This window comes from Brasilonema octagenarum UFV-OR1, from assembly GCF_963888615.1.
Classification (GTDB): domain Bacteria; phylum Cyanobacteriota; class Cyanobacteriia; order Cyanobacteriales; family Nostocaceae; genus Brasilonema; species Brasilonema sennae.
Map to the genome: position 1 here is coordinate 1 of NZ_CAWPKW010000154.1, position 15,650 is coordinate 15,650.

General features: G+C 41.3%; 13 protein-coding genes. 11 read left to right on the forward strand and 2 right to left on the reverse strand.

What is annotated here, in order from left to right:
- Positions 1-487: 487 nt before the first annotated feature.
- Positions 488-679: a hypothetical protein gene (locus AC5590_RS10325; RefSeq protein ID WP_169263801.1), complete on the forward strand. Its 192-nt coding sequence runs from the start codon at positions 488-490 to the stop codon at positions 677-679.
- 67 nt (positions 680-746) lie between these two features.
- Here AC5590_RS10325 and speB read toward each other — a convergent pair whose 3' ends face one another.
- On the reverse strand, positions 747-1,790 hold the full coding sequence (gene speB, locus AC5590_RS10330) for an agmatinase SpeB (protein ID WP_169263803.1): 1,044 nt from the start codon (positions 1,788-1,790) through the stop codon (positions 747-749).
- A 405-nt stretch (positions 1,791-2,195) separates the two neighbouring features.
- Between speB and AC5590_RS10335 the strand changes: the two genes are divergently transcribed.
- From AC5590_RS10335 to AC5590_RS10380, 10 genes are all read left to right on the forward strand, one after another.
- Positions 2,196-2,516, forward strand: coding sequence for a hypothetical protein (locus AC5590_RS10335; protein ID WP_169263804.1), 321 nt, complete (start codon positions 2,196-2,198; stop codon positions 2,514-2,516).
- Between the two features lie 973 nt (positions 2,517-3,489).
- Entirely contained in the window at positions 3,490-3,804 is a 315-nt protein-coding gene (locus tag AC5590_RS10340) for a PqqD family peptide modification chaperone (protein WP_169263805.1), read from the forward strand.
- Complete coding sequence (locus AC5590_RS10345; RefSeq protein ID WP_169263806.1) at positions 3,788-4,243, forward strand: lasso peptide biosynthesis B2 protein; 456 nt, start codon at positions 3,788-3,790, stop codon at positions 4,241-4,243. The genes AC5590_RS10340 and AC5590_RS10345 overlap by 17 nt, the downstream gene beginning before the upstream one ends.
- A complete protein-coding gene (locus AC5590_RS10350; RefSeq protein ID WP_169263807.1) occupies positions 4,240-6,276 on the forward strand; it encodes a lasso peptide isopeptide bond-forming cyclase in 2,037 nt (678 codons plus the stop codon). The genes AC5590_RS10345 and AC5590_RS10350 overlap by 4 nt, the downstream gene beginning before the upstream one ends.
- Before the next feature lie 103 nt (positions 6,277-6,379).
- Complete coding sequence (locus AC5590_RS10355) at positions 6,380-6,565, forward strand: lasso peptide (protein WP_169263808.1); 186 nt, start codon at positions 6,380-6,382, stop codon at positions 6,563-6,565.
- Between the two features lie 120 nt (positions 6,566-6,685).
- Positions 6,686-7,657: a serine kinase gene (locus AC5590_RS10360; RefSeq protein WP_248277167.1), complete on the forward strand. Its 972-nt coding sequence runs from the start codon at positions 6,686-6,688 to the stop codon at positions 7,655-7,657.
- 99 nt (positions 7,658-7,756) lie between these two features.
- Positions 7,757-9,574 (forward strand): ABC transporter ATP-binding protein, encoded by a 1,818-nt coding sequence (locus AC5590_RS10365; RefSeq protein WP_169263809.1) that lies wholly within the window; start codon positions 7,757-7,759, stop codon positions 9,572-9,574.
- Positions 9,575-9,581: 7 nt separating this feature from the next.
- Complete coding sequence (locus AC5590_RS10370; protein ID WP_169263810.1) at positions 9,582-10,814, forward strand: PqqD family peptide modification chaperone; 1,233 nt, start codon at positions 9,582-9,584, stop codon at positions 10,812-10,814.
- A 97-nt stretch (positions 10,815-10,911) separates the two neighbouring features.
- Positions 10,912-12,030 (forward strand): nucleotidyltransferase domain-containing protein, encoded by a 1,119-nt coding sequence (locus tag AC5590_RS10375; RefSeq protein ID WP_169263811.1) that lies wholly within the window; start codon positions 10,912-10,914, stop codon positions 12,028-12,030.
- Between the two features lie 130 nt (positions 12,031-12,160).
- On the forward strand, positions 12,161-14,233 hold the full coding sequence (locus AC5590_RS10380; protein WP_169263812.1) for a glycoside hydrolase family 55 protein: 2,073 nt from the start codon (positions 12,161-12,163) through the stop codon (positions 14,231-14,233).
- 62 nt (positions 14,234-14,295) lie between these two features.
- On the opposite strand, the gene AC5590_RS10385 is transcribed toward AC5590_RS10380, so the two are convergent.
- On the reverse strand, positions 14,296-15,411 hold the full coding sequence (locus AC5590_RS10385) for a hypothetical protein (RefSeq protein ID WP_248277168.1): 1,116 nt from the start codon (positions 15,409-15,411) through the stop codon (positions 14,296-14,298).
- Positions 15,412-15,650 lie beyond the last annotated feature (239 nt).

Here is a 15,650-nt window from a genome sequence, read left to right on the forward strand (position 1 = left end):
CAGCGTCTCCGTAGGAGATACGCGTAGCGTCTCCGCAGGAGATACCCGAAGGGCACTGGCTCCCCAACCCCTCTCCGAACTCCGGAGAGGGGAGCGTTTGCGGAAGCTTATGCGGGGTGAGGTGACGACTGTATTGCACCGAAGTGAGAACCGCTAAGTAGGTCGGTACAAATAAAGTTAACTAGTCAAGGCAGTCATTAGTCATTGGTCATTAGTCATTGTAAGAATTTCAGCGTTTTCACATTTCGTAACATAGTTCAGTTTATTCTTACCTACCTACTTATAACCTAAAAATAAGGTCTCATATTTAATCTGACGAGAGTAATAAAAGAGCGCTATAGCGTTCCGCCACGCTGAGAGGATTTTTCTGTTCCCACTCGCTGCTCAAACATTCAAAATTATCAATTCAAAATTCACGCATTAAGAATTTTTTTTGAACTTTGAATTTTGAACTTTGAATTGTTTTGTTCCCTGTCCCCTCTTAATAATGATTCAAACAATTATTGTTTATGTGATCATTGGGCTGATTATCACTGGGATTTTAGTCAGTCCCACCTTAGTTAAACAAAGAAGAAACCGTCTTAAACATCGTCCTTTTCCCCCACTTTGGAATGCGATTATTGAAAACAATCTTCCCATTTATCTGCATCTTTATTGCTTCTTCCCTGTTAAGCGTTAAGCGTTAAGCGTTCCCTGCCCTGACGAGTTAGTTCACCAAATCAAACCGGATTCCTATACACTGCAAATTATGATCGTCGCACAGATAAATCCATCAAATTCGCCAGCTTGTAAACAATCCGCGCACCGACATTACCATCCCACTCAGCATCACCAACTTCGCACAGATCAAAACCAATAATTTTTCTACCACTATTTACCAATTCACGAAACAAACAAAAAGCTTGCTCTAATTCCAGTCCACCCGGAACAGGAGTTCCTGTACTTGAACAGTATTTTGGATCTAGACCATCTACATCAAAGCTAATGTAAACATATTCAGGCAAATTAGTGATAATTTCTCGACACAACTCCATCCAAGTCGTTCCCGAATACAGCTTTTGTTTCATGGCTGGGTCATAATAAGCGACAATTCGACCATGAGATTGGTTAATCATTTGCACTTCATCATGACAAATATCACGCAAGCCTACCTGAACTAACTTGGAAATTTGTGGTAGCTTCATCGCATTGAACATGATGGACGCATGGGAAAACTCAAATCCCTCATAGGCGTCGCGTAAATCTGCGTGTGCGTCTATGTGCAAAATGCCATAGTTTGCAAAGCGTGCTGCTAATGCTTGGAAGTAACCTAAGGGTGAACTGTGATCCCCACCAATCACAGCAACTCGTTTACCATTTTCAATTGCTTGCTTAGACTGTTCAAACAACCATTGATTTACCTGTTGACAAGCTTGATTAATTTCTGCTAACACAGGTGTTAAATCTGGTGTATCTGTCATGGGTTTACCTTGCTCAAGTCGCTCGATAATTTTTGCCGCTAAAGTGCGATAATATTCGTTCTTCTCTAAAATATCCTGAGGAATTTCTACCATGAAAATTCCCTGTTTCCATCCATCAGGATTATCGAAATCGAACAAATCCACTTGAGCCGACGCATCCAGAACTCGCTGTGGTCCTTGGGCAGTGCCTGCGCCATAGGAAACGGTCACTTCCCAGGGTATACCAAAGATAATCAGGTTTGCAGACTCGTAATCAAATGGTAAAGCAAAAAGGTTGCCATTAATTTGACCTATGCTACTGGGATTGTACTCTTGGAGTTGATGGCTCATGTGGGTAGATAAAACACCGCTTAGTGGACACCTGCACTATTGTAGCGAACCATAGCTTATGGTATCTTGCTTGTCAGACGCAGCCTAGGCAATGTGGCTATCCACAATTATTAAGGTAGCGGGCGCCAAGAGCCTTGCCCTTCTTCGCCTAGAGACTTGGGTCTAAACGTGTAAAAATCCGGCAACCTATGCCAACTGATCGCTTGGCAATACGCCTTTATGCGTCTGTTACTTTGCGCAATCACCCTGATAATAGGTTTTGCACAGGGTAAACCCTGAGCGGACTTGTGCTGAGCGTAGTCGTTCGCGTAGCGTCTGGTGGAGGAGATCGCAGCCGAAGGGTACTTCTCCTCCATAGTGCTGCCCCTAAAAATCCGATCGCCTTTATTTGTTTGCCAATCGCTTATGTCTCGTACCAGGTCAGCCATCAACCTTAATATTATTTTTTCGTCATTCTATAACTATATCTTAAGGAAGACAGAAAACAAGCATAGTAAAACTTATGACTATACACAATATGTTAGTGGACGTGACTATATATTTGAATCGACTGATAATCAGACAATAGGTTATATGACTGGAATTCGTGCAGGTGTCCAACGCGGGGATTATATCATTTTATGTAACAGTTCTAATACTTGTCGATATCAAGTTGAGGACATTGATTACTATTCTGAACCACCCGATATGTGGATAGCCTTACTTCAAGAAGTTGACTTTGAATAGTAGAGATTTTCATTTTTCCAGGATTTAAAGCCGAAAGCCCACGACGCGTCTTTCCATATGCGCACTTTTATATCATGTGTGTGATATTGTCAATATATTGAAACTCTATCGCTTTATGAGTAGAGTTCTCCTAACTCTACCAATTCTGAATTTTGACTCCTTTCATTGAACTTTAAAATTCTTTCTCATGAATTCCAAAGCAAAGGTGAGAATTTATTTTTTCATAGAAAATACAAAAGCCATAATTATGTCGGGAAACATACAGTTTTTTTTGAAATAGAGAGACTCTTTTGAGTCATTGCAAAGATTAGATATATCAACTGACACATACTTAACAGTATTGTGTTGTTTTTATGAACTTTCGGAAAAATACTAGCATGTTATTGTAGAAAATATCGTAGAATATCAGGTAAGCATTCGTTGAAATAAGCATATACAAACTTGAGTTCAATTAAGTTTGTTGAAAAAGCCATCTACCACTTCAGATAAAAAATCCAGTTTCTGATCTAGATTATTGCATGTTTTGAGACCAGGGACAATTTATAAGTAGGTAGCCACAAGTAAACCTAACTACGTAACAAAACAAAAAGAGGTCAAAACTATTGCGATTGCGCTTCTATTGCGGGAAGCCCTCTCCGGGGTCTACGTTCCACTCGCAATAATATACTGAAAAAATTTCCCGCTTACCTACTTAACAGTTAAGACTGTGATAGTTTTTATTATCAGAGTAAAGCTTTGGAAACTCAACCAATTGGTATAGTTCGAGTAGTCTAGTAGACAAGTAAAACCCTATAAATAGGATAGAGTTAGTTACTGTGTGTCAATCACTCATCTTGATTATTTCAAGTTGCATAAATTTTTAATAATTAATATACCTCTTGAGAGATTTCCAGTGTATTTACTGATTTGAAAATCAATTTCTAAAAATAACTTTTTTAATAAGATCAAGCATCTAAAGGAAATCCCTGTAATCATGACCTCAAAATCATTGAACTACAAGATCTCAGAGTCGTCGATAGTAGTAGCTGCTGTAGAGCAGATATCGTCAGATCTTGGTGGCGAAGCAGTCATTCTGAATCTCAGATCAGGAGTCTACCACGGACTCAATGAACTAGGAGCAAAGATTTGGAACTTCATTCAGCAACCCAAGGCAGTGAAAGATATTAAACACAAGCTTCTGGAAGAATATGAAGTAGAACCAGAAGTTTGCATGAGAGATATTTTGGCACTGCTGGAAGAATTGAAAGCTGTAGAGCTAGTTAAAGTTAACAATGAAACAGTTGCGTAACTTTCTGAAACTTTCTGGGAGCGATCGCTATCTTTTCGCAATCACCTTTATGTTGCTAGGGGCAATTAGGTTGGGGCTGTTTTTCCTTGCCTTTCGGAATTTACTAAAGCTCTTGCAAAAGATACATAAGCAAAATATTCGTTTCCCATGTTCGACTCAGAAAAGTCAAATTTCTGTAGGCAAGATTGTTTGGGCTGTTAACGTAGCAACACGCTATATGCCTGGTGAAACAAAGTGTCTGGCTCGCGCCTTGACGACTCAATTCCTCATGAACCGCTATCGTTACTCCTCTGAACTACGTATAGGTGTAGCTAAAGAACAGGGAGGACAATTAGAGGCTCATGCTTGGATTGAGTATCAGGGAAGGGTTGCGATCGGTAATCTCCCGGATCTCTCACGCTTTATCCCACTACCATCTCTCGAAGGAGTCAAGCTATGAGCGGAATTATGGGAATTTACTGCCTGGATAAGCGCCCTGTAGATCGGGAAGATTTAGGACTAATGGTTGAAGTCTTGGCGCACCGTGGACCTGATGGTGCAGACATCTGGGTTGACGGATCTGTCGGTTTAGGGCATCGGATGCTGTGGACAACACCGGAATCTCTGCTAGAAAAACTGCCATTGATTAACCAGACAGGTGATTTAGCAATTACTGCAGATTGTCGAATAGATAACCGGGATGAACTTATCCATGTGTTACAATTTGATAAGTGCCCATCCGAAAAAATCACGGATAGCCAGTTAATATTGGCGGCTTACGAAAAATGGGGTGAGTCCTGCCCAGAACAACTTTTAGGAGACTTTGCGTTTGCGATTTGGGATCGGCACAAGCAATCCCTGTTTTGTGCTCGCGATCACATGGGTGTTAAACCCTTTTACTATTACCATCAACCAGGTAAAATCTTTGCTTTTGGTTCTGAAATTAAGGGACTTTTATGCCTGAAGGAAATACCGCATAGGCTAAATGAAGTAAAGGTAGGCGACTATCTGGCATCCATATTTAACGATAAGTCCAGCACATTCTATCAAGATATTTTTCGTCTTCCTCCTGCCAGTTGCATGACGTTGAGCGCCAAGAAAATGCAAATTCGCTCCTACTGGTCACTTGACTATTGCCGTGAGTTGCAATTAGGATCAGATGAGGAATATGCCAAAGCATTACGTGAAATCTTTGCTGAAGCAGTGCTGTGTCGTTTGCGTAGCGCTTTTCCAGTTGGTTCTCATCTTAGTGGTGGGATAGATTCCTCTTCTATTACCTGTATGGCACGGCAATTGCTGATGGAAGAAGAAGAAAATCGCCAATTGCACACTTTCTCCAATATCTTTGATGCAGTTCCTGAATGTGATGAGCGCCCCTTTATTGAGGCTGTTTTGGCTCAGGGGAATATAGTTTCTCATTATGTTCATGCTGATAGGCGGGGTCCTTTATCAGATTTAGATCAAATTTTTCAATATCATGATGGAGCGATTCCTGCACCTACACATTTTTTGGTTTGGGGATTGAATGAAGCAACTCACAAAGAGGGAGTTCGCGTTGTCTTAGACGGCTTTGACGGTGATAATACCTTGTCTCATGGCGAGGCTTATCTTACTGAATTGGTCAGAAAAGGACAATGGTCAACTTTTGCAAAGGAAGTCGATGATTTACACAAGCTTGCTAGTGTTTCACCACGTAAAATTCTTCAATACTATGCTTTTACGTATCTCGAAGAACTGGCACGCTCTGGGAGATGGGTTACTTTTGCCAAACAAATCAATGAGATCCTACAATACTTTAACGTCTCGCGGCGATCGCTTTTCTTGCACCACGGCTTTAAGCCTTTGCTTCCTCAACCAATACGACAGGCTTGGCAATTGCTGCGCGGACACAATCAACCAGCAAATAATGACCGCAACCAAATCGTTAAGCGTAAATTTGCCAAGCATATCAGTCTCAAAAAGCGTATTCAGGTTCTCAAGAATTCACAGTCTAATCAACCCCTTACTGAAAGAGAACAGCATTGGCGGGGTTTGACTTCGGGCGTATTGACACAAGCCCTAGAAGTATCAGACCAATATTCCGCAGCATTTTCCATTGAGACGCGCCACCCTTTTATGGATAAGCGTTTGATTGAGTTCTGTTTGTCTCTACCACCTGAACAAAAGTTTCGCCAAAGTTGGTCTCGCTTTATTATGCGTCGTGCCATGTCAAATGTTCTACCAGAACAAGTGCAGTGGCGTCGCAGCAAAGGCGATATGAGTTCCAGCTTTTTGTATGGACTATTGGAACATAATCGTGAGCATTTGGATCGAGTGATGCAAAATCATTTACATTCCATCACTGATTATGTGGATGTCAAAGCCCTACGTAAAATTTATGAAGAATTAATATCTATAAAGGACATTAAGTCCTCTGAAAGCGTAACAGACTTACTGTTCTGGCAAGTAGCCATGTTGGCTTTTTGGCTAGATCACACCCAACTCAAACAATAGAATTAGTTGGAAGTATAAATTACGCTCAATCTTTATACGTACTCATATTTAAATTGGGTGCATCTACCCAAATACACAATACTTCACAACAGGATTGAAAACAATGAAAAAAACTTACGAAGCCCCTAGACTTACCAACCACGGTAACGTGAGCGAGATCACAGCTTTTAGCTTTGATTCTTCCAAAAAAGATACCTATTTTGGACCGCCAATGGCTAGTACTCCTCTTCTAAGTGGTACTGGTTCACTTGATGGTTGTGTCAAAGATAGCAGCGGGAAATGTATCTAAGAAGCAGCTTAAGAGTTCAAGGTATGCTGTAGCATCCTTTATAAGGTATGAGCCAGTCATTAACGCCCTTGCAACTCTAAGTCTTCTTTGTTGAAGCTAGTTTCTCCTAAGGGAATAGCTATGAAGATTCATAGCTATTCCCTTAAATTCTTCCCGAACAACCAAAAAGGTGACTCAAAGGTGTTTGCTTACTCTGCCTATAATCTCTGTATTCATTCAAAATTGGCTTTTCCTGAATTGATGCCCAGTGAACTAATACCAGAAATTACTAGGCAACAGCCAGATGTAGTCATTTCCAAGGGGCAGATCGGTGACTTTGAAAATGAAGCTGCTAATGGTGGCTTAAGGCTAGTAGGGTTTTTAAAGTTAGAAAACTCAACAGTAGGAAGGTTTTTGGTAGAGTTAGGACACAAGATTGTTGTTGAACCAGACCCAGGAATTGATGAGGATTTACTGCGTCCTTTTATTCTCGGACCAGCTATTGCAGTACTGCTCAGGCAACGAGGACTGCTTGTTCTTCACGCCAGTAGCATTGCCGTGAAAGGTGGAGCAATAGCATTTTTAGGTCATTCTGGATGGGGTAAGTCAACGCTGGCCGAAGCATTCCACACTAAAGATTACAGTATCCTCACGGATGATTTGATGGCTGTCAAGATGGATACTGACCAACCCATCGTATTTCCAGGATTTCCCCAGGTTAAATTATGGTCTGATGCAGCCACTTCTTTAGGGCATACTCCGGAAAATTTGCCCCTACTACACTCAATGACGGAAAAGCGGGTTCTCCGCTTTTCCGAAGGTTTTTGCCAAAAACTGCTGCCGTTAAAGCGTCTTTACGTGCTCGACAAAGGAACTAAACACACCATTGAACCGTTGCATCCTGCAAATGCTTTCATGGAGTTGGTGCGCTATTCCCGCGCTGTCAATTTATTACAAACTCCAGACTTTACCAAGACACATTTTGAGCAGTGCCAGAAGCTAGTTAAGCAGGTACCTGTGTGCCGACTGCAACGGCAATTTTCTTTAGATGCTCTTCCGGATTTAGTGAAGTTGATAGAGGAAGATATTAAAGAGGGTGTTTACACTAGCTGAACTGTCAAAAATAACTTTTTTCCACAACCTGACTTTAGATTCAACACTAGCAGCGGCTATTTAACCTATTAATATTTTGTTTTTGTAGAAAAATAAACTATGCAAGCAGGCAAAATATTAAAACAAAAACTCCAAAACACATTACGCTTTTTGCCTGCATTGCGCCTAGTTTGGCAAAGCAGTCCCAGTTGGACGATCGCTCGCGTCGTCCTCTTGGTGATCCAAGGCATACTGCCTTTAGTATCAATCTATCTCGCTAAACTGATCGTCGATACGGTCGCTGCCAGCCTCAACACAGGTGACAAAGCAGCAGCCTTTGGTCAGGTATTATTCTTAATTGTCCTAGCAGGTGTAGTCACCCTAGTCACTACGCTTTGCACCTCCTTAACAGAACTGGTCAATACCGCCCACTCGCAGCAGGTGAGTGACTATATGCAGGGTATTCTCCAGGCTAAATCAATAGAAGCTGATCTAGAATATTACGAAAATCCCCAATACTACGATACTCTGCAACGTGCTCAACAAGAAGCTCCTTACCGCCCTCCCCAAATCCTGAATCGTTTGGCACAGGTGGGACAAAATAGTATTTCCTTGCTAGCAATGGTTGGCTTACTGTTGTCACTTCATTGGGGAATTGCCTTAATGTTATTTGTTGCTGGTCTCCCCTCTATGCTAGTAAGGGTAAAATACACTCGTGTTTTGTACCGTTGGCAGCGTAAAGTCACACCTCAAGAACGACAGTCGATGTACTTAGCTTGGATGCTGACATCAGACCAGTTCGCTAAAGAAATTCGCTTGTTTAATTTAGGCTCCTACTTCAGTCAATGGTATCTGCGTATCCGACGGCAAATATATAAAGAAAGCCTAGTCATTTTCACCGCACGTTCTCTGGCTAACTTTGCTGCTCAAGCTGTAGCAGCAATTTTAATGTTTGCTGTCCTTGCCTTCATCGTTAATCAAGCTATCCAAGGTGTCCTCAAACTAGGGGATCTCGTCTTGTATTACCAAGCATTGCAACGTGGACAGAACGATATTAAAGGTCTATTGAGTAGTGTGTCTGGTTTGTATGAAGACAACCTATTTCTCGCTAACCTTTATGAATTCCTTGACCTGAAACCCAAATTGGTTGAGCCTTTACATCCTGTGCCTATCCCCCGACCAATGCAAAGTGGCATTGTTTTTAATCATGTCAGTTTTCAATACTCTACCACTACCCGTCAGGCACTTAAGGATATTAACTTGATTATTCGACCAGGGGAAGTCGTAGCGTTGGTGGGAGAAAACGGTTCTGGTAAAACTAGCCTCATTAAACTTTTATGCAGATTATACGCTCCAACCTCTGGAAGTATCACTATTGATGGCATTGACCTGGGCCAATTTAAAATTGCAGAATTACGTCAAGAAATTAGCGTGATTTTCCAAGACTATGCTAAGTACCACTTCACAGCCCAAGAAAACATTTGGTTAGGCAACATCGATCTACCACCGCACCGGGAAAGCATAATTGCTGCTGCCCGTCGTTCTGGTGCTGATGATGTTATTACTCATTTACCCCAAGGTTATGACACCATCCTGGGCAAGTTATTTGAGCGAGGAGAAGAACTGAGCATTGGTCAGTGGCAGAAAATAGCATTGGCAAGGGCATTTCTCCGGGACTCTCAAGTGATTGTTTTGGACGAACCTACTAGTGCGATGGATCCCAAGGCTGAATACGAGGTGTTTGAAAAGTTCCGTCAACTGATCAAAAATCAAGCTGCTATTCTGATTAGCCATCGCTTATCAACCGTCAAAATGGCGGATCGCATTTATGTGATGGCAAACGGCTCAATTGTCGAAAGTGGAACTCATGACGAATTGATGCAGTTGGGCGCTACCTATGCCCACTTGTTTGAAACCCAAGCCCAGCAGTATCGATGAAGACTCTATGTGGCAAGAAACTTTCCCTCAAGCTAGTAAAACACAATCACTTTCCCCGGCGGCGAAGTTGCCGAAAATCTATAGCATTCCGATTGCTGCCGAAGCCCTAGCTCATTACAGTCGTGAACTCCAAATAGCTGAACCTGCTGAGGCATTGTGTAGGTTAACTCAAGCCATTGCCTGTAGTCCTAGTTGGGCAGAAATGCCTCCAAGCGTATTGATTAGCCGACCAACTCCCGAACCTGTACTTGCGGTGTTGGGCTGCTTTGATGAAGTTGCTAAATTCCGAATTTGGACACAGTTGCAAAGCTTGAATCGGGATCTAGCTCGGATGCGCTATGTTAGCTATGGTCAAGCTGAGCTAGACTGTCAGCGCTTGGCTTATCAGTTAATTGATCGCTTTGGTCATGAGGAACTGAAACGCTTTCACTTCACCGGCATTCCTCGCGGGGGACTGATTGTACTGGGTATGCTGGCTTATTGTTTAGGACTCACGAGTGAGCAATTACAGCCACCGAAATCGCCGGATGTGCCTTGGGTGGTAGTGGATGACTGCGTGTATACAGGATCGCGATTCTACGGCTTTGTGCAATCCCACTCGCAGCAGAAGATGATCTTTGCCCATCTGTACTCTCATCCTGAGTTGCGTTCGCGCATCATAACTTGTGAACCTCACGTCCTTGCTTGTGTGAGTGCACACGATGTTTATGACTACGCACCTGAAGAATTGGGCGATGATTACCAAGCTTGGCAGAAACACTCGCTCTTCAACCTTAGCGGTTTCCGCTATTGGGTTGGAAAAACTGACCATGTGTGTTTCAGTTGGAATGAGCCAGATCGCTTTTTTTGGAACTCTATTACGGAAAAAATCGAAGGTTCCTGGTTGCTTCTTCCAAAAGACGTTTGCTTGAAAAATCAATTTAAGGGTGCTTCCAAGCTTCTGAATGTGCAAATTCAGCCTGGGGCAACCGGATCCCTCAAGCCTGCGGCACAGGTTGTCTTTGGTCAGTATGGGGAGCAAATTGTGATTGGCAACCTTGAAACACAGCAAAGCTTTGGACTAACTGATTTGGCTGCTGATATTTGGTTAGCTATTGTTGAGCACGGCAATTTGGAAGAGGTCATAACAGTGTTATTAAAAATCTACGACATTAATGAAACCACGCTACGCTCTGATGTGGATATTTTTATAGATCAGTTGTACGCCGAGGGTTTGCTAATTAAATTGGATGATCGCTAATTCAAAATTATGCTCCTATCTTTACCCTTAAGCAAGCTTATACGCAAATATTGAAAAGCCAAAAATAAGATACACCTATTACAACTTATTAATGAAAATGCAAACTTTACCAAGACCATATATCAGGAATTTCGAGACAAATATTCGCCCCGAAATAGAGCTACTTCTTTGTTGCGTCCGCCCACAGGTTGATGATGCTATTAGCGAACGCATCAAATCCTTGGTTAAAGAAAACATTGACTGGCAATACTTAATCCAAATAGCACATGGACACGGTGTCATACCCTTAGTGTATACCCGCCTCAATGCTGTCTGCCCAAAAGCTTTGCCCGACTCCGCTTTGAACCAGCTACGTAGTCTTTTCGGTGCGATCGCTGGGCGTAACTTGTTTTTGACTGGAGAACTCATAAAACTCCTAGAACTTTTGAAGGAGCAAGGGATTATAGCAGTACCTTATAAAGGGCCAGTTTTAGCTACCTTAATATACGGTGATGTAGCTCTACGGCAATTCGGTGATTTAGATATTATTGTCGAAGTGCAAGATATTTTTGCAGTCAAGAAATTGCTGCTTGATCAAGGATATCGACCCAATTTTGAAATGACTCATGCAGAAGAAATTGCTTATCTGCAAGCTAAAACTGAGCATACCTATGACTTTATTCACGATGACAAAGGAATTTTTTTAGAAATTCATTGGCGAATTGCACCAAAGTACATCACTCCCATCGAACCTAAACACTTGTGGCAAGACTTGGAACCATTCTCATTGGCTGGCACAACTATATCCTACCTGCCCCTAGAAGACTGGCTACCAATTTTATGCGTACATGGGTCTAGACATATGTGGGAAAGGCTGTCATGGCTGTGCGATATTGCTACACTCCTTCACAAACACCCAGATCTAAATTGGGAAAAAGTCTTCAAACAAGCTAGCACTTTTGGGTGTAGACGGATACTGTTTTTAGGGCTTTTCTTGGCACATGATCTTTTAGGAGTTGTCTTGCCTACAGAAATTTGGCAGCAGGTAAAAGCTGAACCGATGGTAAGTGCGATCGCCCCCCGAGTATACAATCAACTTTTTGATCAAGTCAGGACTTCCGATAGATTTCTGGGTAGAACTCTCTACCATATTCAGGTGAGGGAACGCTTGCAAGATAAAGTTCTTTACATCCAATCTTTCTTCCACTGGTTAATGAGTGGGAATGCCTCAGTTTAATGTGAGTTCAAAGCATCAAACATTATGGCTGATAAATTCTACAAATATAGTGTAGGGGGGTAAGGTATATTCTGATTTATTGTACTAATTAATTTAAAAGCAAAAATAGAAAATAGAAAATTTATAATCGATGAAACGACGATTTTTTTTGCTAAGTGCAGGTACATTAACATTCTCACAACTGCTTGTTAACTGTGCTGAAAACAACCAGGCAACCCCAATTAACCAGTCGCCAAAAGATTCAAGTGGTAAGCGAGAGCTTAATAAGTTTCGCAAGAACTTGAATAATTTTCCTAATGAAAATATTTCTTATCCAGCTGATGCTGGAGTGATTGACGTCATGAAGGACTATGGCGCTCGCGGAGATGGAAGGACAGATGACACTACCGCCATTCAATCTGCTATTAGCGCTGCTGTTGGAACGAAAATGATAGTATATTTTCCAAAAGGAACATATTTGGTTTCAAATACTATTTCTGCAAAAGATACTAATGGAGTTTGGCGCTGCCGCCTAATTTTACAAGGATACAACAAACAAAATACTATTATAAAATTGAAAGATAATTGTCCCGGTTTTACAGACTCAAAGAACCCAAAAGATGTTCTGCAAACTGGGAGTGATAATCCGATTGCTCAAGACGGTCCTCAGGCAGGAGGAGGTAATCAAGCATTCAATAACTCTGTTTTGAATTTAACTATTGATATTGGAATAGGTAATATTGGTGCAAGAGGGCTAGAGTATCTTGCAAATAATCAAGGAATTTTAGAAAATGTCACTATAAAATCCTCAGATCCTAAAATGTTGGGAGATATAGGACTTGCTATGATTCGCTTTGGTCCTGGTCCATGCTTGATTAAAAATGTCACAATAATTGGATTTAATTACGGAATATATGCTTTTGGGATGGAGTATGGATTGACTTTTGAAAATATCGCAATTGAAGGGCAGCGAGTAGCAGGTATATATAATAATGGACAAGTTATGGCGATCCGCCGATTAATTAGCTACAACGAAGGAACTATTCCAGTCATTAAGCTTGATGGCGCAGGTTTTCTAGTTATGGTAGATTCTGAATTAATTTGTTCAGGAAATACTAAAAATTCAGTTGCTATTGATAGTGTGGGTGATAATTCAGAATTTTTCTTAAGAAATGTAAAAACCTCTGGTTACCGAGTTGTAAGCATAACAAAAAGGAGACAGTCTGAGAAGACAGAAAATCCTATGATCGAGTATTCTTCACTACCTGTCAAACAACTGTTCTCCTCAACTCGAAAAAGCTTGAATCTTCAAGTAAAAGAAACACCAAATTACTACAATAACAACTTTTCAGATTGGGCTTTTGTTGGTCCTCCAACAGGAGGAGATGATACCTCCAATATCCAAGCAGCACTAAATTCTGGTAAACCTGTTGTCTACTTTAAGTCAGGGCTTGGTTATTTTATAAGTACAAAATTAGTGATTCCATCAACAGTCAAGAAAATTGTTGGTATGAAAGCAACTATACTTTTTTCTAAAAACAACACTTACTTTAGAGACAAGAGTAAGCCAAAAGCGCTATGGGAAGTAGTTGATGGTAGTGATTTGTTGGTCATTGAAGCCCTAGATTGCACTATTTTTAATACCAATACTGAAACAGCGGGTTGTTATTTTATGCACAATAAATCCGCTAGAAGTATCGTGCTTAAAAGGATTCCTGCGGGATACGGTGCTTACAAAAATGAAACGCCAGCATCAGGTGTACCACTTGGCGAGCTTTATATAGAGGACTATTCTGGAACTATCAGAATTAACGTTCCTCAAAAAGTTTGGGTGAGACAATTTAACCCAGAGAACTTTGAAGATGGGTACAACGCCAAGGTCACAAACAATGGTGGAGATCTCTGGATTCTTGGTTTCAAAATAGAAGGACCTGGTTCCGCCATTGAAACAAATAATGGTGGTCGCACCGAAGTACTAGGCGGGGAAATATACGCCTCAGGATATGTTCCCCCTGCTGGAAAGGCTTGCTTCCTTGTCAATAATTCTTCTGTCAGCTTTTCTGTTGGCACTTCGGGTGTAAATCAGTATCCAGTAATTGTCAGAGAAACAAGAGGCAAAGTTACTAAGAATTTGAATCATCGTGATTTGCCATCTAGAGGTGGTCCCTCTGTTGCCTTACCATTGTACTCAGGGCAAGTAACGCGAAAAAAAGGGATGAAATAAGTTTGGGCGATCGCTCGCACTCGACTCCCTAATGTCAAGTTTTCTGTCAAATCTACTACTTTCTAGACATTGTTTAAGGGGTGCTGATGTGCTTGTCGAGCCAGCCGCCGCTCATGCCATTGTAGACTAATCAAAATAGCCACAGTAAGGGTTTGACCCGCCTCTTCCATCTGAGTGAAAATCAGACCAAAGACAAACAGAGTCAGCGTCAAAAATTTGCAAAAATCATCCACACAAACACGAGACCATAAGACATAGCCAAGATACAGATAAGCCCCTAGACCTAAAAACCCTAAGTCTCCCCAGACGCCAAGCCAGCTAAATAAAGGCATAAACATTGAAGACTCCTTGGCAAGCCAACTTGCATACACTTTATCCCAGACTTCTGTACTCACAGGATGAGTTGTAGCCCCTAACGGACCCAGTAGACTCCAATAATCGCGGAAAAACCACCCTCCTAACCGCCCCACGGTATGACCTGGTCCAAGACCGAACAACCAATTTAAGGGTGACTTATAGTAAGAAACAATCATGGGAACCGCTGCCATTTTAGTCCTAACAGCCTCACCATCAGGACCGTAAAGTTCTGTTCTGCTAAACCAATATTTAAATGCTTCCAAGCCTTCTATTTCTAGGTTTTCCATGCACCAATAAAAACCTATAATAAACAAAGTAAAAATTATTATATACATTAGTGCTTTGCCAAAATCATTGTATTTAAAAAATACCAAAAGCATCCAGGCTACTACAAATACTATTAACACCTGCTTGGAGTCGGAAATTAATAATTGCCAAAACGCAAGGAGTAACCAAAATGCTCGAAGCCAAATAGAAACAGTCTTAGCATTCAGCAGATAATACAAACCAACAGCTAATGAAACGGAGCAAGATATATAATTGCCAGCGCCTGACAAATAAAAAACACCTTGAACAGCGTCTTGCGGAGTGTATTGGGCAACACTAATCTTACCCATCTCTATAAGAGGTTTCTGAATTAAAGCCACTAATAGGTTAATTAGGGCAGAACCTAGCAGCCAAGCTCTCAACTTTTGAAAACTTGCTGGCGTTAGAGGTATACAAACTATCGTCAGCAGCATCAAAAAAGGCTCACAAAGTATCATAAAATCCAAGAATACATTAATCGCACCTGCCTTATTCAAAAGTGCACTGGCAAGCATGACCCCAAGAAAGATAAAACACGCAGTTATAATTTCCCATGTAGTTGCTATTTGCTTGCTATCCTTGGTTCGGGTCTTGGTTATCGCAACTATGAGAGCAAATGGAACCAACAAAAAATGTGCAAAATTGATGACTTTAGGGACACCTGCTGCACTAATAATACGGGGGTAGAAAATACTTATAAAAGCAATTATTATGAGTGATAAACTAGTAAGGTATACTTGTTTACGTGGTTTCC

Bases quoted from the DNA above. Each gene is read 5' to 3' on its own strand.
- AC5590_RS10340 (WP_169263805.1), top strand. From the start codon at position 3,490: ATGACCTCAAAATCATTGAACTACAAGATCTCAGAGTCGTCGATAGTA.
- AC5590_RS10380 (WP_169263812.1), top strand. From the start codon at position 12,161: ATGAAACGACGATTTTTTTTGCTAAGTGCAGGTACATTAACATTCTCA.
- AC5590_RS10365 (WP_169263809.1), top strand. From the start codon at position 7,757: ATGCAAGCAGGCAAAATATTAAAACAAAAACTCCAAAACACATTACGC.
- AC5590_RS10335 (WP_169263804.1), top strand. From the start codon at position 2,196: ATGTCTCGTACCAGGTCAGCCATCAACCTTAATATTATTTTTTCGTCA.
- AC5590_RS10375 (WP_169263811.1), top strand. From the start codon at position 10,912: ATGCAAACTTTACCAAGACCATATATCAGGAATTTCGAGACAAATATT.
- AC5590_RS10370 (WP_169263810.1), top strand. From the start codon at position 9,582: ATGTGGCAAGAAACTTTCCCTCAAGCTAGTAAAACACAATCACTTTCC.
- AC5590_RS10325 (WP_169263801.1), top strand. From the start codon at position 488: ATGATTCAAACAATTATTGTTTATGTGATCATTGGGCTGATTATCACT.
- AC5590_RS10385 (WP_248277168.1), bottom strand. From the start codon at position 15,411: ATGCTTGCCAGTGCACTTTTGAATAAGGCAGGTGCGATTAATGTATTC.
- AC5590_RS10350 (WP_169263807.1), top strand. From the start codon at position 4,240: ATGAGCGGAATTATGGGAATTTACTGCCTGGATAAGCGCCCTGTAGAT.
- AC5590_RS10360 (WP_248277167.1), top strand. From the start codon at position 6,686: ATGAAGATTCATAGCTATTCCCTTAAATTCTTCCCGAACAACCAAAAA.
- speB (WP_169263803.1), bottom strand. From the start codon at position 1,790: ATGAGCCATCAACTCCAAGAGTACAATCCCAGTAGCATAGGTCAAATT.
- AC5590_RS10355 (WP_169263808.1), top strand. From the start codon at position 6,380: ATGAAAAAAACTTACGAAGCCCCTAGACTTACCAACCACGGTAACGTG.
- AC5590_RS10345 (WP_169263806.1), top strand. From the start codon at position 3,788: ATGAAACAGTTGCGTAACTTTCTGAAACTTTCTGGGAGCGATCGCTAT.